The following is an 18,004-nucleotide window of genomic DNA, read 5'->3' as shown; positions in this document are numbered from 1 at the left end:
GGGAACCCCGATTTTACCGCGCCGTGCTACCCCGGCCCAAGCGTAACAGCGTATCAATACGGTAAATGTCAGGCGGTATGCTGCGGCGCGTGTCCGGTGTTTTTTCCAGGGCGCTGGTCCTGGCCAGTTCACTCGTCGGCAAAAGGTCCTGACACGCTCTAAGCTCAAACAGACATTCCGACAGATCTATATCACCGTACCTTTACCGCATCCGCGTGATGCGCACTCAGGATCCTTGCATGGGCTGGCTCAAACGCACGTTCCGATGGCGTCACTATCCACTGCATATCCATATTGCGTGGCTGTTTATCCTGCTGATCGTGGCGTATGCCTTGATCAACAACTGGTACAACGACCGGCAAAGCCGGCGCATGTTACTGAGTTCTTCCCAAACCCTGTTTAACGAGATTGGCGCCCGGACGGGCGATACGGTCTCCAGCCTCTATGCCAGTACTGGCCTGGCGGTGGATTTGCTGGCGCGGGAAAAACTGGCCCGCGCCCGCACGCTGGATGAACGCCTGCAAAGTCTGCCCTATCTGGTGCAGATTCTGCGGGATCAAGCCGCCGTGACGGCGGCATACGCGGGCTATACCAATGGTGACTTCTTTTTACTGCGACGCATTCCGGATACGCCTGCGCTGCGCCAGCCCATGAACCCGCCAGCGGGCGCCACCTTGCTGGTACAAAGTTTTGTGGTCAGCGCGGGCAAATCACAAGGGCGCTATTTGTACTTTGATGACCGCCTCAAATTGATCGAAAGTCGGGTGCGGGATGATTACCACTACGACCCGCGTACTCGTGACTGGTACAAGCGGGCCATTGCAGAGAGCGGCCGCGTGGTCACGCAGCCCTATGTGTTTTTCACCACACACGAAATCGGCACCACGTTCTCCCGCCGCAGTCTGGACCGTAATTCGGTGGTGGGGGTCGATGTCACGCTGGCGGCACTCAGCGCCATGCTGGCCGGGCAGCACGTCACCACGCACAGTGAAATGGCCTTGCTGGACCCGGACGGTCAGGTGCTGGCCTGGCATGACACCACCCGAGTCGTGCGGCCTGATCAGCGCGGTGGTTTCAGGTTGGCGCATGTGCGGGACCTGGGCATTCCGGCGCTGACCACCATGATGGCGCACCCGGACGATTACAAAGGCAATACCGCGTCCATCGACCTGAATGGGGCCACCTGGTATGGCTATCTGGCCCCGCTGCAATTGCCGCAGGGCAATACGCTCTATCTTGCCGTTGCCGCGCCAGATGAAGAGTTGTTGGCGGATGCCCATCAGCTACGCAAGGAAACCGCGCTGATCTCCATCCTGCTCTTGCTGATTACCGTGCCGGTGGCCATGTGGGTGTCGATGATTGCCTCGCGCCCACTCAAAGCGCTGATTGCGCAAGCCAGAGATATCCAGGCCATGCGCTTTGATTCACCAGTGGTGGTGAACTCGGTGGTGCGGGAAATCCATGAACTGGCCGATGCCATGCGCCGCATGAAACAGACCATCGCCCAGTTCCGCGACATTGGCGACGCACTGGCAGATGAACGAGAGTTTGGCCGACTGATTGAGCGCATCCTGAACGAAACGCTACACATGGCCGAAGCGCGCGCCGGGATTATCTATCTGACTGAAACCGACGGCCGTCTCTCGGCTGAACAAGCCTGCCGCTCGGACCAGCAAGCGGTGGATGAAGCGCAACTGCCCGTGCTGATCCCGGAGCACGAAGTCCAGCACCCCGCCGTGATGGCCGACGCCACCGGCCAGACGCAATCGGTCTGGCTGGAACCCTCTGAACTGAATGCCTGGTTCGGCGCGCTGCGTCAGTTTGAGCATGCCGCTGTCGTGGTGGCGATTCCGCTGATCAATCGCCAGGAAGAAACCGTCGGCGTGCTCACGCTGTTTATTGAGGCTGCTGAAGCCTTGCGCGGTGGTCATCCCATGCTGGCCATGCTGGAAGCCGTTTCTGGCACCGCCGCCGTGGCGATCGAAACCCAGCGCCTGATCAAAGAACAACAGGCGCTACTCGAATCCTTCATCCAGTTGGTGGCCGGTGCCATTGACGCCAAGAGCCCGTATACCGGCGGCCACTGCCAGCGTGTGCCAGAGCTGACCAAGATGCTGGCGCACGCCGCCTGCGACACCCAGGAAGGACCGTACCGGCACTTTGCGTTGAGTGAAGAAGAATGGGAGGCCCTGCACATTGGCGCCTGGCTGCACGATTGCGGCAAGGTCACCACGCCGGAATACGTGGTCGATAAAGCCACCAAGCTGGAAACCATCTACGACCGTATTCATGAAATCCGCATGCGCTTTGAAGTGCTCAAACGCGACGCCTGGATCGCCTACTGGCAGGGTGTGGCGCAAGGCGGTGACGCGCATGTGCTGGCCAGAACGCGCGACCAGTTATTACATGATCTGGATGAAGAGTTCCGCTTTGTGGCCCGCAGCAACGAAGGCGGCGAAGCGATGGCCGAGGCTGATATCGAGCGCCTGTACGACATTGGCCGGCGCACCTGGCAACGCACGCTCGATGACCGCATCGGTATCTCTTATGAGGAACAGCAACGCAAGGCCCGTACACCTGCGCCCAAGCTGCCGGTGACGGTGCCATTACTGGCAGACGCGCCAGATCACGTGCTGTACCGGCATGAGCGCGACCAGTTGCCCCAAGGCTACGGTTTTGAAATGAAAGTACCGGAATACCTCTACAACCGGGGGGAGTTGCACAACCTCTCGGTCAAGCGCGGTACGTTGACCGAAGAAGAGCGCTACAAGATCAACGAGCACATCGTTCAGACCATTGTCATGCTGGAGAAACTACCCTTCCCGCGGCACCTCAGAAATGTGCCGGAAATTGCCGGTGGTCACCACGAAAAAATGGATGGCACGGGTTACCCGCGCCGGCTCAAACGGGAAGAAATGAGCCCGCTGGCGCGCATGATGGCCATTGCCGATATCTTTGAAGCGCTCACCGCCGTCGATCGCCCCTACAAGCGCGGCAAAACCCTCACGGAAGCGATCAACATCATGGCGCGCATGCGGCGCGAACAGCATATTGATCCAGAGTTGTTTGAGCTGTTTCTGCGTTCTGGCGTCTATCTGGAGTACGGCCGCCGTTATCTGCAACCCGACCAGATCGATACCGTGGATGTAGACCGCGCCCTGGCTTGATCAGCGATCATGCCGCCGGATGACGGCGTTATGCAGCGGCAGCCCCTGCTCCGCACAGGCAGCAATACTGCTGTGCGGTTCGGTGATGCGATAACCATTCCGGGTAAGCTAGGTGTCGTTGTAATACGAATGCGCGTAGCGATCGCCGCTATCGCACAGCAGCGTGACAATCGACCCGGCTTCGCCCGCCGCGCGCATGGTCAGCGCCAGTTGCAGCACGGCCACAAACTGGCAGCCCGTAGACCCGCCTACGCGCCGACCCAGCTTGCCGGCCAGCCAGCGGGTGGCGGCAATCGACCATACGTCCGGCACCTGGAACATGGTGTCGATGACGTCCGGCATGAAGGAGGACTCCACCCGGGGCCGGCCAATGCCTTCAATCTTTGAGCCGCAATCGAGCATGTGATCACGCCGGCCGCTCACAAAGGCATCAAAAAACACACTGTTGTCCGGATCGACACAGGCAATGCCTGTGTCATGACGGCGATAGCGCACATAACGCCCCAGCGTGGCCGACGTACCGCCTGTGCCGCAACTGGCGACAATCCAGCGCGGCTCCGGATAACGCTCCAGCTTCATCTGCCCAAATATGGACTCGGCAATATTGTTGTTGGCACGCCAGTCAGTGGCGCGTTCAGCATAGGTGAACTGATCCATGAAATGCCCACCGGTTTGCGCCGCCAGTTGCTGGGAGCGTGCGGCGATTTGCGTCGGGTCGGCCACCAGATCGCACTTGCCGCCCTGAAATTCAATGGCAGTGATTTTGTCCGGGCTGGTGGTGGCGGGCATGACCGCAATAAACGGCAGCCCCAACAGCCGCGCAAAGTAGGCCTCGGACACCGCCGTGGAGCCGCTGGACGCTTCAATCACCGGTTTGCCTTGCTGCAACCAGCCATTCGCCAGCGCGTACAGAAACAAAGAGCGCGCCAGGCGGTGTTTGAGGCTACCCGTCGGGTGGCTGGATTCATCTTTCAGATAAATGTCGATGTCCGGAAAACCAGCCAGCTTGAGCGGAATCAGATGCGTGTCGGCCGAAGGGTTGAAATCGGCTTCAATGATGCGGATGGCTTCGTTGGTCCAGCGGCGGGTGCTTTGCATGGGGCGGGAGTTTATTTGCGATGGTCAAACAGAGGGTTTGAGCATGGCACTGGGGCAGGGCCGCGCCAAGGTTCAGCTTGCTGGGTGGTTGTGGGGCACAGTTTTATGCTGGTGGGATGCCATGTACTGCGCGGTGGTTGGAAATCGCGTTGCGGGGCTCGTCATTCCGGTCCTCGGCGGCCTCCTTGCACCGGACTCCAGTACGGCCACTGCAAGGGGCTTTGCCGGCAGATGCCACTTCGTAGCCCGGATGGAGGCCATCTGGCCGGGAATCCGGGGTGGCGGACCTGGTTCATATTGTTGCGGGCGTAGGGTGGATTCGGAGCGGTAGCGACAATCCACCAGGGCTGGCTTAAAACCATGAACCGCTGTTAGCGCCTACGGCGCAGTGTTTTACAACCCGGCGGTGGCCGGAGCACGTCCCTTTCTTTGGGGCCGCTGAGGTGCTTCGCCACCTCGGCGGCCCCCTCCGTCGGTCGGGAGCCTAAGGTCTCCCTCCCTTCTTCGGCGCTGGGCTTTAACGGGGGCGGAAATTCAAAAGCAACGGCAACCCCAACCCCAACCCCAACCCCGCAAATCAGCTGTGCGCAAGATTGTTGCGGATGTTCGTCCACTACCTCGTCATTCCGGCGGAGGCCGGAATCCAGCCGGCCGCCGCAGGCGGCCTTTGCCCGTCGGAACGATATCGTTGACAGGTCAGTCCCACCGTCCTTCAAAACAAAGTCTGTTGCCCATCCGGCTTGCCCACCACCGCCGCATCGACCGCTTCATCGGCAAACCGTACCCGAATCCGGTCACCCGCATGCAGCTGGGCGGCGTGTTGAATCACCTGGCCTTTGGGCGTTTCCACCAGGGCATAACCGCGTGACAGCACGGCATTGGGGTTCAGCGCCTGTAACTGGCCGCGCAATTGCGCCAGTCGGGCCGCGCGCTGGTCGTGGGCGCGGGTGCCGGCAACGGCCAGGCGGCTGGCGGCCTGGTTCAGGCGGTGGCGGGCGGTGTCCAGCGCCGGGCTGGCGTGGGCGAGGCGCAAACGCAGTTGCGCCAGCGCAGCCACTTTGCGATCCAGCTGGCGTGAGGGCGCGGCATTGAGCCGTACAGACAACATGGCCAGCCGTTCGCGTTGCCGGGTCAGCGTGTCGCCGGGATGGCGCAGGCGGCGGGCCAGGTTATCCAGCTTTTGCATGCGCAACTGTAATTGGCGCTCAAATGCGCGTTGCAGATGGCGTTGTTGTTCTGCAAGGCGGGCCAGCCATTCAGCGCGGTTGGGGCTGGCCAGTTCTGCGGCGGCGGTGGGCGTGGCGGCACGCACGTCCGCAACAAAATCGCTGATCGTGAAGTCGGTCTCGTGACCCACGCCGCTGACCACCGGAATAGGGCAGGCGGCAATTGCACGAGCGACCACTTCCTCATTAAAAGACCATAGGTCTTCCAGACTGCCGCCGCCCCGGCAGACGATCAGCGTATCGACTTCTTTACGTTCAGCCGCTTTGTTGATGGCATTGGCGATCTCGGCCGCCGCACTGGCACCTTGCACCGCGCAGGGGTAGAGGATGACGGGCAGGGCGGGCATGCGCCGGCCCAGCGTGGTCAGTACGTCGCGCAGGGCTGCGGCTTTGGGCGACGTCACAATGCCGATGGCACGCGGGAAGGTTGGTAGCGGTTGCTTGCGGGCGGCATCAAACAAGCCTTCGGCGGCCAGTTTGGCCTTGAGCTTTTCAAAGGCTTCAAACAGTGCGCCAAGGCCCGCCGGGCGCATGGCTTCGACGGTTAACTGATAATCCCCGCGCGCCTCATACAAGGTGACCACGGCGCGGATTTCCACGCTCATTCCTTCCCGTGGCTGAAAGTCTAAAAGACCGGCGCGGTTACGGAACATGACGCAACGGACCTGCGCATTCTTGTCTTTCAGGCTGAAATAGCAGTGGCCGGAGTCGTAACGTTTGAAGTTGGAAATCTCGCCGCTGACCCACAAAACAGGCAGGCTGCCTTCCAGCAGTTCGCGTACCGTGCGGTTAAGGTCCGACACGCTCAAAACGGCGTTTGAAAGACTTGACAAGTTAGAGAACATGCGTGGGAAAACCCGAAATAATCCACAAAAGCCATGCTGCTCAAGGCATAGCGCCGGTTTTGCGGGTTGTAGTTGATGTAGTGTGTGTAACTTGTTGATTTTTATTGGTTATGGCAAAACGCCCAATTTGCAGGCAACTTGTCTGCAATCCTTTGCAGACAGGCGTTTAGGGTGTATCTGATCCAGTTGTTCACAAAGTTATCCACAGCTTGTGTGGGTAATGCAAAAAAACCAAGGCGGGACGGGGAGTTACCCGTATTCCTTCACCTGGAGTCAGCCATTTCTGGCTCCGCCGACAGTGGTAGTCGGACAACTTTTATGCGCTGTTCTGCCGGGCAGTTACAAATCTGTCCTCCGGCCGCGTATGCTGCGCGTTATTCTCCGTCCGTGTTTCGCATTTGCCCGCGCGGCAGGCCGGCCCTTCACGATCAGGGGCAATCCGGCTAAAGTTACGCGATTCACGGCAGCGTGCCTACCCGCTAACAAAACAGGCGCGCTGTTCCAGGACACTCAAAACGCACCACAGGAACCCTTATGCTGGAGATTATTCAAGCCGCTGGCTGGCCGATCTGGTTGATCATTGTTGCCTCCGTGGCTGCGCTCACCATCATCATTGAACGGCTGCTGACGCTGCGTAAAGGCGTGGTTGTACCCGAAGGCCTGCTGGCTCGCGTGGTACAGGAATTGCGCGCCAGCGGCGTGAACGCTGAAATGGTATCCAAACTGGCCGCCTCTTCGCCGTTGGGCAAAGTGCTGGCCGCCGGTCTGAAGAACGTGAAAAGCTCCCGCGAGATCATGAAAGAGTCGATCGAAGAAGTGGGCGGCGCAGTGGCACATGACCTGGAGCGGTATCTCTCCGCATTGGGCACCATTGCCGCCATCACCCCGCTGCTGGGCCTGTTTGGCACGGTGGTCGGCATGATCGAAATTTTCGGCGCGCAATCGCCAGCCACTGGCGCCAACCCGGCTGCGCTGGCACACGGTATCTCTGTGGCGCTGTACAACACGGCGTTCGGTATCATCGTGGCGGTGCCCAGCCTGTTGTTCTATCGCTATTTCCGCTCCCGCGTGGACGGCTACCTGGTGGAGATGGAACAACAAGCCATCAAGCTGGTAGAAGTGGTGCACGGTGAGCGTCAGCTCGGCGCCTCCAAATAAAGAACGGGGCCGGATATGAATTTTCGACGTGGTCGCAAGCGGGAAGAACCGGAAATCAATTTCGTCCCGCTGATCGACGTGCTGCTGGTGATCCTGATCTTTGTCATGGCCACCACCACGTACTCCAAGTTTGCCGAACTCAAGATCAACCTGCCGACGGCCAACGCAGAGAAAACGCCGGATAACCAGCCACAAGCAGTCAATGTGGCGGTATCGGCCAACGGTCAGTACAGCATCAACAACGAACTGGTGACGTTCAGTTCCCCGGATGACTTTGCGCTGTTGCTGCGCAAGGCCGCTGGCGGCAATCAGGACCCCATGATCGTGATTGATGCCGATGCCCAGTCCACGCACCAGAGCGTGGTCAACGTGATGGAAGCGGCGCGGGTGGCAGGCTACGGCAAGCTGACCTTTGCGACGCAAAACCAGCAGGGCAAGTAATGGCGCAGTCTGAAACGGGCTTTGCCAGACAACTGGTAGACGCTTGGTACAAACCCGGTCTTGATGGCCGGGTTTTGCTTTTTATGCCTTTGGCCTGGGTTTACGGGGCGGTTACCGCGCTGCGGCGCGGGTTGTTTCGTCTTGGGCTCAAACACAGCGCGCGCTTGCCGGTACCGACCATTGTCATCGGCAATATCACCGCAGGCGGCAGTGGCAAAACGCCGCTGACCATTTATCTGGCGCAGCAACTGCACGCCGCTGGTTTCACGCCAGGCATCATCAGTCGCGGTTATGGGGGCTCTGCCCAAACCGTCACCCCCGTTTCTGCCGGCAGTGATCCGGCCGTTACGGGTGACGAGCCGGTGTTGATGGCGCAAGCCACGGGTGTACCGGTAATGGTGGGGCGTGATCGGGTTGCTGCCGGGCTGGCGCTGCTGGCGGCCCATCCGCGTGTGGACGTGATCTTGTGTGATGACGGCCTGCAACACTACCGGCTACAGCGCGATATTGAACTGTGTGTGATCGACGGTGCACGTGGCCTGGGTAACGGACAGTTGATCCCGGCTGGACCCCTGCGTGAAGGCAAGGGGAGACTGCGGCAGGTGGATGCCGTGATCGTCAATGGCGCAGGCGCAACCGATTGGCACCCACACACCTGGACCATGCAATTACAAGCCGGTGCGATTTACCATCTGGCGGACCGTACCCGGACCGATGATCCGGCGGACCTGGCCGGGCAGACCTTGCATGCGGTGGCGGGTATCGGTAATCCGGCGCGCTTTTTTGCAACGCTTGCGGCCTTGGGGTTGCAGACGCAAAACCATGCTTTTGCGGACCATCAACACTATGTCCCCGCTGATTTGCCGGCGGATGGACTCATCATCACCACAGAAAAAGATGCGGTGAAACTGACCTCTTTGTCCGGGATTGCCCTTACGGATGATAGAATCCGGGTTTTGCCGGTACGCGCACAGCTGGATGACGGGCTGATGACGTGGCTGGCGGCAAGGATCAAAGAGGTTAGCAATGGACGCCAAGCTGCTTGAAATTCTGGTTTGCCCACTGTGCAAGGGCCCGCTGGTTTTCGACAAAACCCGCCAGGAACTGATCTGCAAGGCAGATCGCCTGGGCTTCCCGATCCGGGACGGTATTCCTACCATGCTGGAAACCGAGGCGCGCGAGCTGCCAGCGGATGAGGAAATCAAGGCGTGAGCTATGTGGCGCTGATCCCGGCCCGGATGAAATCCACCCGGTTGCCAGATAAACCCCTGGCCGACATCGCCGGGCAGCCCATGATCGTGCGCGTGGCGCAGCGTGTGGCGTTGTCTGGCGCCGTGCGCGTGGTGGTAGCAACCGATGACACCCGCATTCTGGAAGCCGTAGAGGCTGCCGGTTTTGAAGTGGTGATGACCCGTGCGGATCACCCCTCTGGCACGGATCGGCTGGCCGAAGCGGCCGACCTGTTGCAACTGCCCGACACCGACGTGGTGATCAACGTGCAGGGCGACGAGCCGCTGATCGACCCGAAGCTGCTGGATCATGTGGCCGGGCAACTGCTGGCTGATCCAGACCTGCCCATGTCCACCGCCGCGCATGTGATTCATGACGCGGCCGACTTCTTCAACCCGAATGTGGTCAAGGTCGTCACCGACGCCCGCTCGCGCGCGCTGTATTTCAGCCGTGCCCCCATTGCCTGGGCGCGGGACGCTTTTGCCAAAGACACGCACAGCCTGCCTGATGGCCTGGCGCCGCTGCGTCACATCGGTATTTACGGCTATCGCGCCGGGTTTTTGCGCGCCTACAGCCGGCTGCAACCTTCCGCGCTGGAAGGCTGGGAGGCGCTGGAACAATTAAGGGTGCTATGGCATGGTTACGCCATTGGGGTGCATGTGGCAGCGCACGCCCCGGCGCCAGGCGTTGATACACCCGAAGATCTTGAGCGCGTTCGCAAGCTGTTTGCTGCGGGCGTGTAAAACCGATTTCGTTCGACCATTTTTATCTTTAATTCCAATAAACGAAACCACAGGGACCGTACAATGAGGTTGATTCTGCTTGGCGCACCGGGTGCTGGTAAGGGCACTCAAGCCACCTTCATCAAAGAAAAATTCAACATTCCGCAAATCTCCACGGGCGACATGTTGCGCGCGGCCGTCAAGGCTGGCACGCCGCTGGGTCTGGAAGCCAAGGCCATCATGGATGCCGGCGGTCTGGTTCGCGATGACATCATCATTGGCCTGGTGAAAGAACGCATTGCCGAGCCGGACTGTGCCAACGGCTTTCTGTTTGACGGTTTCCCGCGCACCATTCCGCAAGCAGAAGCCATGAAAGATGCCGGCGTCACCATCGACTTCGTGGTGGAAATCGACGTACCCGATAGCAGCATCATCGAGCGTATGGCTGGCCGTCGTGTCCACGTGGCATCGGGCCGTACCTATCACGTCAAGTTCAACCCGCCCAAGGTGGAAGGCAAGGACGATGTGACCGGTGAAGAGCTGATCCAGCGTGCTGACGACGAAGAAGAAACCGTCAAGAAGCGTCTGTCCGTGTATCACGAACAGACCGAAGTGCTGGTGGGCTACTACGGCAAGCAAGCCGCGTCCGGTGATGCCACCGCCCCCAAGTACGTCAAGGTGAACGGTGTGGGCGATGTGAACGCCATCCGTGACGGCATTTTCAAGGCACTGGGCGCCTGATTCAGGCCGACACCCACGCTCTTGCAAAACAAAACCCCGCAATCGCGGGGTTTTGTTTTTGGATCAGATGATCCGTGGTTATTCCAGAATGCCCGGATCAAGGTGGGATACATCGCCCCACTTGACCACGCTGAACGCAGCGCCATCAAACGCAATCCGGTTAATACTGGCGTTCAGCAGTGTATGCTCGCGCGGCACTTCCAGCCCCTGGCCGGTAGCCAGACGCCACGCAATATCCAGCACCCCGCCGTGACACACCACCAGCACCTGCTGGCCTGCGTGTGCTTGGGCAATGCCGCGTAACACGCGGTCCACCCGGTCTGCAAACTGGCGAATGCTCTCACCGTCAGGAATCTGGTAGTCAATCTGGCGTGCCTTGATGGCTGCCGAGGCCTCGGGCTGTTCGGTGGCAATCTCAGCGCGGGTCAGGCCTTCCAGAATGCCGTAATTGCGCTCACGCAATTGCGGATCCAGCAGCAAAGGCAGACCGATCAGCGCGCTGGCCGGTTCGGCAGTCTGGCGGGCGCGGGTCAGGTCGCTGACGCAGAACGCGCCAAAGGGCTGGCGCGCATGTTCAAGCGCCAGCCGGGTGCCCAGCATGGCGGCTTGTTCCAGCCCGGTTTCATTGAGCGGGATATCGGTGTGGCCTTGCATGCGGCCTGCTGCATTCCAGGCGGTTTCGCCATGGCGGATCAGCCAGAGGGTGGTGGTCATGCCTTCTCCTTGGTCCGTGAAGGGTTCGAGCGTACCGTAAAAGGACAAAGGCCGCCCGCAGGCAGCCTTTGTTTTTTTGCACGCTAACCAGAGATCTGGCTATGCCGTACCGTGTTTTTGTTTTTGTACGGCGAGATGTATGTTGGTGTTCTGCGCTTAGCGCGGGGTGACGTTCACTTCAACCGGAATGCGATCACCCGGTTGTTGCGGCAGGTTGGCGCTGAACTGCCGACCCTTGTAGTCATAGGTTACGTGGTAGCCGGTCACCTGATCTTGCCAGGCATCGACCTGACGGCAGCGCTGTACTTGCTGGTTCTGCACTTGCGGCTGGCCGCTACCCACTTCATTACCGATCAACGCACCACCAATGGCACCGGCCACCGTGGCGACGTCCTTGCCACGACCGCCGCCCACCTGGTGACCCAGTACGCCGCCAGCAACGCCACCGATGATGCTACCCACCACGCCACCGGCCTGGTTCTGCGTTTGCACTTGCTGGTTTTCGGTCCAGCATTCCTGGCGTGGGGCGTTCACACGCTGCACGATGGCGGTGGAGCTGACCACGCGTGCGTAATCGGGGTAGGCGTCAGCCATGGCAAATGTGGCGGACAACGTCAGTACGGCAGCGATCAATGTTTTGAATTGTGTCTTCATGGTTTTCTCCTCGTGTGTCGCTATGACATGGAGATTAAAACGCATAAAGCAGCCTTCGGCTTACGACAAATTCACACTCTGACGCTTTGTTACACGCGGACACACGCGCCGCGTGAAGGCCATCACATGAAAACTTACTGTCGTATTCAAGAAGCGGGCGGGGGAGGCTGGGTGTCGATGAACGAAGGGCGCTCGTTCAGCCGCACCCGCAATTTCAGCAGATTGGGGTACTGCGTTTGCCATTGCAGATCGGGAAAGCGCAAATCCAGATAAGTCAGCAAACACCCCACGGCAATGTCGGCCAGGGTAAATGTGTCGCCCATACACCACTTGCGTTCTGCCAGATCTGACGCCAGTTGCGCCAGCCCGCGATCAATGCGGCCTTGCTCATGCGCCATGACCCCGGCCAGTTGAAACTCGGGTGGGCGGCGCTTTTCCCGCACAATCAGAATGGCGGCATCCAGAATGCCGTCACACAGTGCCTCCCAGCGTTTGGCGCTGATGGCCTGGCGCGCGTCGGCCGGGATCAGTTTGCCGACCGGGGAGATGTGATCCAGGTAATCCACAATCACACTGGAGTCATACAGCGCGCGGTGGTCATCCAGCACCAGCACCGGCACCTTGCCCAGCGGGTTGATCGCATTGACCGGGCTGTCCGGCGTGCCGGTAGTCACTTCTACCAGTTGTATGTCGATCCGTTTTTCCAGACAGACAATACGGACCTTGCGGCCATACGGGCTGGTGAGAGAGGTATAAAGCTTCATGGCGGCACGGTCGCGTCGGTCAGATCTAAAGCCAGATCAGAATTGATTCTAGTTGCCAACGCCGGTGACAGCCAACCCAGTTGCTTGAATACGACTGATGTCAGCCGTCACGCTTTGCTTTTTGAGCGCGCGAGGGCTACGGCAAAGTCTCTGCTGCCAGTTTGCGCCGCAATGCGCGTCCAGCCAGGTAGACCGCACCCGCAACCAGCGGGATGGATGTCGCCATGACCAGTTCAGTATTCAGTGGTACCCCCGCTACTTTCAGCCCCTTGGCCAGATAACCAATCAGCGCCACGGCATAGTAAGTGATCGCGGCCACCGACAGCCCCTCCACGGTTTCTTGCAAACGCAATTGCAAATGCGCGCGCCGGTTCATGGAGCTCAACAACGCCTGGTTCTGCCGTTCCCGCGAGATATCCACCCGTGTGCGCAAGAGGGCAGAGGCCCGGTTTACACGCTCGGCCAGGGTACGTTGCCGGGCAGCGGCAGACTGGCAGGTATCCATGGCGGGGCGCAAACGTCGTTCCATAAACTCGTGAAACGGCTGGATGCCCTGTATGCGGACCTCCCGCAGTTCTTCAATACGTCGTCGCACAATGTCGTAATACGCGTGGGAGGCCGAAAACCGGTAGTCCGTCATCGACAACGCGCGTTCGACCCGCGCCGCCAGTTGGGTCAGGCGGTCCAGCACTTGCGGCTCATCGGCCAGCCGCGCTTCGGTCATCGCATTGGTCAGCTCGGCCAGTTCCCGATCCGCCTGGGCCAGTTCCGGCGCAATGCTCTTGGCCAGTGGTAGCGCCAGAAACGCCATCATGCGGTAAGTGTCGATCTCGAATAGCCGCTGCAGCATGCGCCCGGCCTGGCGCTGTCCCATATGCCGATCTACCAGCAAATAGCGGGAGAAACCGTCACTGTGGATACGAAAATCCGTGAGCACCCGGGCCGCCCCTTCCCCAATTTCCGAGCCGATCAAATCCTGCCCGTCAAAGAAGAGCGCCGCCGCATCGGCCGTACTGGCCGGGGCGTCATCTTCGGTGAGCAAGGCCGCATGCGCGGCCACCAGTACCTGGCCGGGCAATTGCTGCAACCAGCCCGCTGGCACGGTAGAGAGTGCCGGGCGCACAAAGGGCTCGGGAATCCAGCCGGGGCGGGTGAAGGTGTAGGACGAAAACTCGGAATGCCGCGCCCACTTGATACGCATCATGCCGACGTCCACCGAATAATGAATCTGGGTCGCATCTGGCAATGGCACGTCGTATTCCGCACAAAGCTGGCCCAGCAGGTTGTGTTCCTGCTCCAGCGAGCAATTGCGGTTCAGGAACGCGATATAACTGATCTGGCTTGGCGCGCTGACCGGGTCAAACGGTCGGGCATGGGCCTCGGCGGCCAGATCATGCCGCAGCGGATGATCCACCAGCCGCAGTGAAGCGGGGGCATCAAGTACCAGCATTGTTCTCTCCAGGTGTGGGCAGGGACAAGCTGATGATAGTTGCTGCCGGCAATAATTGTTGCTATGCAGCATGAGCGGTGATTTGTAGTGGAAATCGCGCCACTTCAAGAGACGCTGCCCGCAAATGAAAACGCCACGGTAAACCGTGGCGTTTGCCTGTAACGTGTAATTACGCTCAGATTTCCTCGTACAGCGGCAGAGTCAGGAACTCGGCAAAGTCTTCGCTGGTGCTCATCTTTTCAAAGATTTCGGCTGCGCGCGCGTACGGGATGCGGTGGTAGGTCGCATCGCCATGCTCTTTGCGGATATCTTCCAGCACCGGTGCAATCAGCCCGCGCACCATGTCTGCGGTCACTTTGCGGCCATCGTCCAGCACGCCTTTGGTGGAGCGAATCCACTGCCAGACCTGGCTGCGGCTGATTTCTGCCGTCGCCGCATCTTCCATCAAGTTGTGGATCGGCACGCAACCATTGCCGGACAACCACGAGCCCAGATATTGGATACCCACATCGATATTCATGCGCAGACCGGCTTCGGTAATGGGTTGTTCGGGCTGGAAGTTCAGGAGGTCGGCCGCCGCGGTGGTGACGTCATCACGTTGCTTGCTGATCTGATTGGGCCGATCGCCTAACACTTTTACCCATTCTTCCATGGCCAGCGCCACCAGCCCCGGGTGCGCGACCCAGCCACCGTCAAAACCGTCACCTGCGTCACGGGTTTTATCGGCACGCACGGCAGCCAGTGCTTTTTCATTGGCGACCGGATCATTCTTGATCGGAATCAGCGCGCTCATGCCGCCAATGGCCGGGGCATTGCGCTTGTGGCAGGTCTTGACCAGGTTCAGTGCGTAGGCGCGCATAAACGGCACGGTCATGGTGATCTGTGCCCGATTGGCGAGGCAGAAATCCTTGTCGGTCTTGAATTTCTTGATGCAACTAAAGATGTAATCCCAGCGGCCAGCATTGAGGCCAGACGAGTGTTCACGCAACTCGTACAGGATTTCGTCCATCTCGAACGCGGCCAGAATGGTCTCGATCAACACCGTGGCGCGGATGGTGCCACGCGGGATGCCCACTTCTTCCTGCGCCAGGATGAAGATGTCATTCCACAAACGCGCTTCCAGGTGCGATTCCATCTTGGGTAGATAGAAATACGGGCCGGTGCCGCGGGCCAGTTGTTCTTTGGCGTTGTGGAACACAAACAACGCCAGATCAAAAATGCCGCCAGAGACGCGCTGGCCGTCCACCGTCACGTGTTTTTCATCCAGATGCCAACCGCGCGGGCGCACGATCAGCGTGGCAATCTTGTCGTTGAGTTTGTATTCCTTGCCCGCCTCGTTGCGGAACGACAACGTACGGCGTACCGCTTGCTTGAGGTTGATCTGCCCCTGAATCTGGTTGTCCCAGTTGGGGGTGTTGGAGTCCTCAAAGTCCGTCATATAGCTATCTGCGCCAGAGTTGAGCGCGTTGATGATCATCTTGCGCTCAACCGGGCCGGTGATTTCCGCGCGGCGGCAGGCCAGATCAGCCGGCAGCGGGGCAATCGTCCAGTCGCCTTCTCGGATGTGTTTGGTCTCGGCCAGGAAATCCGGACGCTTGCCGGCATCCAGCTCTTGCTGGCGCAGCACGCGGCGCGCCAGCAATTCTTGCCGGCGGCCTTCAAAGGCGCGATGCAGTTTGGCCACCAGGGCCAGCGCTTCAGGCGTGAGGATTTCGGCAAACTCAGGCGAAACGGGCGCGTTGATGACAACGCCTTGGGGCAACTGGCTCATGGTGTCGGTCCTTGATGTGGGTAGCGGAGTGATTTTTGACTACAGCCAGTGTAGTGACCCCCACCTGGATGAAAAAGCGCTGTTTATGCACATCATCTTTTACTTTTAAGTACATAATTGGTGAAGCGTGAGCAGACTGGCACACCCCTACCGCGTCATTCCGGTCCTCGGCGGTCCCCTGGATTCCTGCTTCCGCAGGAATGACGAGGTAGTGGCGGGGGCTGGCTGGCGCGATTTGGCGATCGCTGCAATCTGACCCCGAACCCGCATTGCGGCCACCTGCCTCCGCCGACATCACAGCGGCCCAGTCCCGCAGCCCGTTACACAAACCCCGTTGTCATCCAGCCAGAACAAACGTTATGAGCGAACTCAAACAACTACAAACCTTTATCGAAGTGGTCAATCATGGCTCGCTCAGTGCTGCGGCACGGGTAGAAGGCGTCGTCCCCGCGGTGATCGGCCGCCGGCTGGACGCCCTGGAAGAACGCCTGGGCGCGCGCTTGCTGGTACGCACCACCCGCCGCGTTACCCTTACGCAAGAGGGCGCGGCGTTCTATGAAGATGGCCAGCGCATCCTGGCCGAACTGGAAGAAGCCGAAGCCGCAGTGGCCTCCGGCAACAGCCGCGTGCGCGGACACTTGCGTGTCACCGCGCCAGCGGGGTTTGGGCGGCGGCATGTCGCGCCACATCTGGCGACTTTCCAGCGCCTGCATCCGGATTTACGCGTCACGCTGGATTTGTCTGACCGACTGGTTGATATGGCGGCAGAACGCGTCGATTGCGCCATCCGTATCAGCGAGATGGCGGACTCCAGCCTGGTGGCGGTGCGACTGGCCGAGAACCGGCGGGTGGTGGTGGGGGCGCCGGCATATCTGGCGCAACATGGCATTCCGCACACGCCAGATGATCTGGAACGCTACGAGTGCTTGTCGCTAGGCGCCAGCCAATCCCGCGGCTGGGTGTTCCGGGTCAATGGCGAACTGGTGAACCGGCGCGTAACTGGTGTGCTTGAATGCAATGACGGCGCCGTACTGCACGAATGGGCCTTGAAAGGCTACGGCCTGGCCTGGCGCTCTTTGTGGGAGGTTAAAGACGATCTCACCGATGGCCGCCTCGTGACGGTGCTGGACACCTTTTCTACGCCGGATTACCCCGTCTACGCCATGATGCCGCAGCGTAAATTCATGCCACTACGGGTGCGGCACTTTGTCGATCACCTCAGGGCGGTATATAGCGAGCCGGGCTATTGGGATTAACCAACTGCCATATTTTTGTATATGCTATGCACGCTGAGTGGCCCCGCCACCGCTTGTTTTTGTACCCGATGTGTTTGAAACCACTCACCGAACCAAACGGAGAATCACCGTGTTGAAAGTATGGGGAAGACGCAATTCGCTGAACGTGCAAAAGGTCATGTGGATCATTGGTGAGCTGGAACTGGAACATGAGCACATCAATGCGGGCGGGGCTTATGGCGGGCTCAATACGCCAGAATTCCTGGCGCGTAACCCGCACGGCAAGATCCCGGTGATTGATCACGACGGGGTGGTGGTGTGGGAGTCTCAGGCCATCTTGCGCTATCTGGGCGCGACGTTTGGCGAGGGCTCGCTCTGGGCGACCGATCCGGCAGAGCGTGCAGTGGCTGATGGCTGGCTGGACTGGTCGCTGGCGACGCTGCAACCGGCATTCATTGACCTGTTCTTTGGTTTTTACCGCACGCCTGAAGCCCAACGGGATGCCGGCCGGGTAGAGCGCGCTACGGCGCAGTGCGCCAGATTATATGGCTTGCTGGACCAGCAACTGGCGCAGCGGCCTTATCTTGGCGGCGATACCCTGACACTGGCGGATTTCGGTGCTGGTACGACGGTGTTTCGTTACCTGACCATGGGGGCACAGCGGCCGCCGTTGCCGCATGTGGAGCACTGGTTTGAGCGGTTGTCGCAGAGCGCTGCGTATCGGGAACATGTGATGATGCCGTTTGAAGATATGTTCGGGAAATTGCCGTGATGGTGGGGCGTAGCCA

Annotated in this window: 16 protein-coding genes; 9 read left to right on the top strand and 7 right to left on the bottom strand. The window is 59.8% G+C overall.

Features of this window, described 5'->3' with window-relative positions; all coding sequences use genetic code 11:
* Nucleotides 1–239: 239 nt before the first annotated feature.
* Nucleotides 240–3,167 (top strand): HD domain-containing phosphohydrolase, encoded by a 2,928-nt coding sequence (locus tag HNQ50_RS08965; RefSeq protein ID WP_184099723.1) that lies wholly within the window; start codon nt 240–242, stop codon nt 3,165–3,167.
* A 108-nt stretch (nt 3,168–3,275) separates the two neighbouring features.
* Here the strand turns inward: HNQ50_RS08965 and HNQ50_RS08960 are convergent, their stop codons facing one another.
* Both HNQ50_RS08960 and xseA read right to left on the bottom strand, forming a co-directional pair.
* Nucleotides 3,276–4,265 carry a PLP-dependent cysteine synthase family protein gene (locus HNQ50_RS08960; RefSeq protein ID WP_184099721.1) on the bottom strand — a complete coding sequence of 330 codons (990 nt, stop codon included), beginning with the start codon at nt 4,263–4,265 and terminating at the stop codon, nt 3,276–3,278.
* 712 nt (nt 4,266–4,977) lie between these two features.
* On the bottom strand, nt 4,978–6,336 hold the full coding sequence (gene xseA / locus HNQ50_RS08955; RefSeq protein WP_184099719.1) for an exodeoxyribonuclease VII large subunit: 1,359 nt from the start codon (nt 6,334–6,336) through the stop codon (nt 4,978–4,980).
* Between the two features lie 534 nt (nt 6,337–6,870).
* Here xseA and HNQ50_RS08950 point away from each other — a divergent pair.
* The 6 genes from HNQ50_RS08950 to adk all read left to right on the top strand — a co-directional run bounded on the left by HNQ50_RS08950 (nt 6,871) and on the right by adk (nt 10,628).
* Nucleotides 6,871–7,494, top strand: a complete 624-nt coding sequence (locus HNQ50_RS08950; RefSeq protein WP_184099717.1) for a MotA/TolQ/ExbB proton channel family protein — start codon at nt 6,871–6,873, stop codon at nt 7,492–7,494.
* Between the two features lie 15 nt (nt 7,495–7,509).
* Nucleotides 7,510–7,935, top strand: a complete 426-nt coding sequence (locus tag HNQ50_RS08945) for an ExbD/TolR family protein (RefSeq protein WP_184099715.1) — start codon at nt 7,510–7,512, stop codon at nt 7,933–7,935.
* Nucleotides 7,935–8,981 carry a tetraacyldisaccharide 4'-kinase gene (lpxK, locus tag HNQ50_RS08940; protein WP_184099713.1) on the top strand — a complete coding sequence of 349 codons (1,047 nt, stop codon included), beginning with the start codon at nt 7,935–7,937 and terminating at the stop codon, nt 8,979–8,981. Before HNQ50_RS08945 ends, lpxK begins: the two co-directional genes overlap by 1 nt.
* A complete protein-coding gene (locus HNQ50_RS08935) occupies nt 8,962–9,147 on the top strand; it encodes a Trm112 family protein (protein ID WP_184099711.1) in 186 nt (61 codons plus the stop codon). The genes lpxK and HNQ50_RS08935 overlap by 20 nt, the downstream gene beginning before the upstream one ends.
* Entirely contained in the window at nt 9,144–9,908 is a 765-nt protein-coding gene (gene kdsB, locus HNQ50_RS08930; RefSeq protein ID WP_184099709.1) for a 3-deoxy-manno-octulosonate cytidylyltransferase, read from the top strand. The genes HNQ50_RS08935 and kdsB overlap by 4 nt, the downstream gene beginning before the upstream one ends.
* A gap of 63 nt (nt 9,909–9,971) precedes the next feature.
* Nucleotides 9,972–10,628 (top strand): adenylate kinase, encoded by a 657-nt coding sequence (gene adk, locus HNQ50_RS08925; RefSeq protein ID WP_184099707.1) that lies wholly within the window; start codon nt 9,972–9,974, stop codon nt 10,626–10,628.
* A gap of 78 nt (nt 10,629–10,706) precedes the next feature.
* Here adk and HNQ50_RS08920 read toward each other — a convergent pair whose 3' ends face one another.
* From HNQ50_RS08920 to aceB, 5 genes are all read right to left on the bottom strand, one after another.
* Complete coding sequence (locus HNQ50_RS08920) at nt 10,707–11,342, bottom strand: histidine phosphatase family protein (protein WP_184099705.1); 636 nt, start codon at nt 11,340–11,342, stop codon at nt 10,707–10,709.
* A gap of 156 nt (nt 11,343–11,498) precedes the next feature.
* Entirely contained in the window at nt 11,499–11,996 is a 498-nt protein-coding gene (locus tag HNQ50_RS08915) for a glycine zipper 2TM domain-containing protein (protein ID WP_184099703.1), read from the bottom strand.
* Between the two features lie 146 nt (nt 11,997–12,142).
* On the bottom strand, nt 12,143–12,760 hold the full coding sequence (locus HNQ50_RS08910; RefSeq protein ID WP_184099701.1) for a glutathione S-transferase N-terminal domain-containing protein: 618 nt from the start codon (nt 12,758–12,760) through the stop codon (nt 12,143–12,145).
* Nucleotides 12,761–12,896: 136 nt separating this feature from the next.
* Complete coding sequence (locus HNQ50_RS08905; protein ID WP_184099699.1) at nt 12,897–14,210, bottom strand: DUF3422 family protein; 1,314 nt, start codon at nt 14,208–14,210, stop codon at nt 12,897–12,899.
* 175 nt (nt 14,211–14,385) lie between these two features.
* Nucleotides 14,386–15,981, bottom strand: a complete 1,596-nt coding sequence (gene aceB / locus HNQ50_RS08900; protein WP_184099697.1) for a malate synthase A — start codon at nt 15,979–15,981, stop codon at nt 14,386–14,388.
* A 359-nt stretch (nt 15,982–16,340) separates the two neighbouring features.
* Here aceB and HNQ50_RS08895 point away from each other — a divergent pair, with 359 nt between their 5' ends.
* Together HNQ50_RS08895 and HNQ50_RS08890 are read left to right on the top strand one after the other, a co-directional pair.
* Nucleotides 16,341–17,237, top strand: a complete 897-nt coding sequence (locus HNQ50_RS08895; RefSeq protein WP_184099695.1) for a LysR family transcriptional regulator — start codon at nt 16,341–16,343, stop codon at nt 17,235–17,237.
* Nucleotides 17,238–17,346: 109 nt separating this feature from the next.
* Complete coding sequence (locus HNQ50_RS08890; RefSeq protein WP_184099693.1) at nt 17,347–17,988, top strand: glutathione S-transferase family protein; 642 nt, start codon at nt 17,347–17,349, stop codon at nt 17,986–17,988.
* The last annotated feature ends 16 nt before the right edge of the window (nt 17,989–18,004 follow it).

The organism is Silvimonas terrae (assembly GCF_014202765.1).
Classification (GTDB): Bacteria; Pseudomonadota; Gammaproteobacteria; order Burkholderiales; family Chitinibacteraceae; genus Silvimonas; species Silvimonas terrae.
This window is presented reverse-complemented; position numbering and strand designations above follow the sequence as displayed.

What these genes read in the sequence shown, in the direction of transcription:
- HNQ50_RS08965 (WP_184099723.1), top strand. Translation starts at nt 240, where the DNA reads ATGGGCTGGCTCAAACGCACGTTCCGATGGCGTCACTATCCACTGCAT.
- HNQ50_RS08960 (WP_184099721.1), bottom strand. Translation starts at nt 4,265, where the DNA reads ATGCAAAGCACCCGCCGCTGGACCAACGAAGCCATCCGCATCATTGAA.
- xseA (WP_184099719.1), bottom strand. Translation starts at nt 6,336, where the DNA reads ATGTTCTCTAACTTGTCAAGTCTTTCAAACGCCGTTTTGAGCGTGTCG.
- HNQ50_RS08950 (WP_184099717.1), top strand. Translation starts at nt 6,871, where the DNA reads ATGCTGGAGATTATTCAAGCCGCTGGCTGGCCGATCTGGTTGATCATT.
- HNQ50_RS08945 (WP_184099715.1), top strand. Translation starts at nt 7,510, where the DNA reads ATGAATTTTCGACGTGGTCGCAAGCGGGAAGAACCGGAAATCAATTTC.
- lpxK (WP_184099713.1), top strand. Translation starts at nt 7,935, where the DNA reads ATGGCGCAGTCTGAAACGGGCTTTGCCAGACAACTGGTAGACGCTTGG.
- HNQ50_RS08935 (WP_184099711.1), top strand. Translation starts at nt 8,962, where the DNA reads ATGGACGCCAAGCTGCTTGAAATTCTGGTTTGCCCACTGTGCAAGGGC.
- adk (WP_184099707.1), top strand. Translation starts at nt 9,972, where the DNA reads ATGAGGTTGATTCTGCTTGGCGCACCGGGTGCTGGTAAGGGCACTCAA.
- HNQ50_RS08920 (WP_184099705.1), bottom strand. Translation starts at nt 11,342, where the DNA reads ATGACCACCACCCTCTGGCTGATCCGCCATGGCGAAACCGCCTGGAAT.
- HNQ50_RS08915 (WP_184099703.1), bottom strand. Translation starts at nt 11,996, where the DNA reads ATGAAGACACAATTCAAAACATTGATCGCTGCCGTACTGACGTTGTCC.
- HNQ50_RS08910 (WP_184099701.1), bottom strand. Translation starts at nt 12,760, where the DNA reads ATGAAGCTTTATACCTCTCTCACCAGCCCGTATGGCCGCAAGGTCCGT.
- HNQ50_RS08905 (WP_184099699.1), bottom strand. Translation starts at nt 14,210, where the DNA reads ATGCTGGTACTTGATGCCCCCGCTTCACTGCGGCTGGTGGATCATCCG.
- aceB (WP_184099697.1), bottom strand. Translation starts at nt 15,981, where the DNA reads ATGAGCCAGTTGCCCCAAGGCGTTGTCATCAACGCGCCCGTTTCGCCT.
- HNQ50_RS08895 (WP_184099695.1), top strand. Translation starts at nt 16,341, where the DNA reads ATGAGCGAACTCAAACAACTACAAACCTTTATCGAAGTGGTCAATCAT.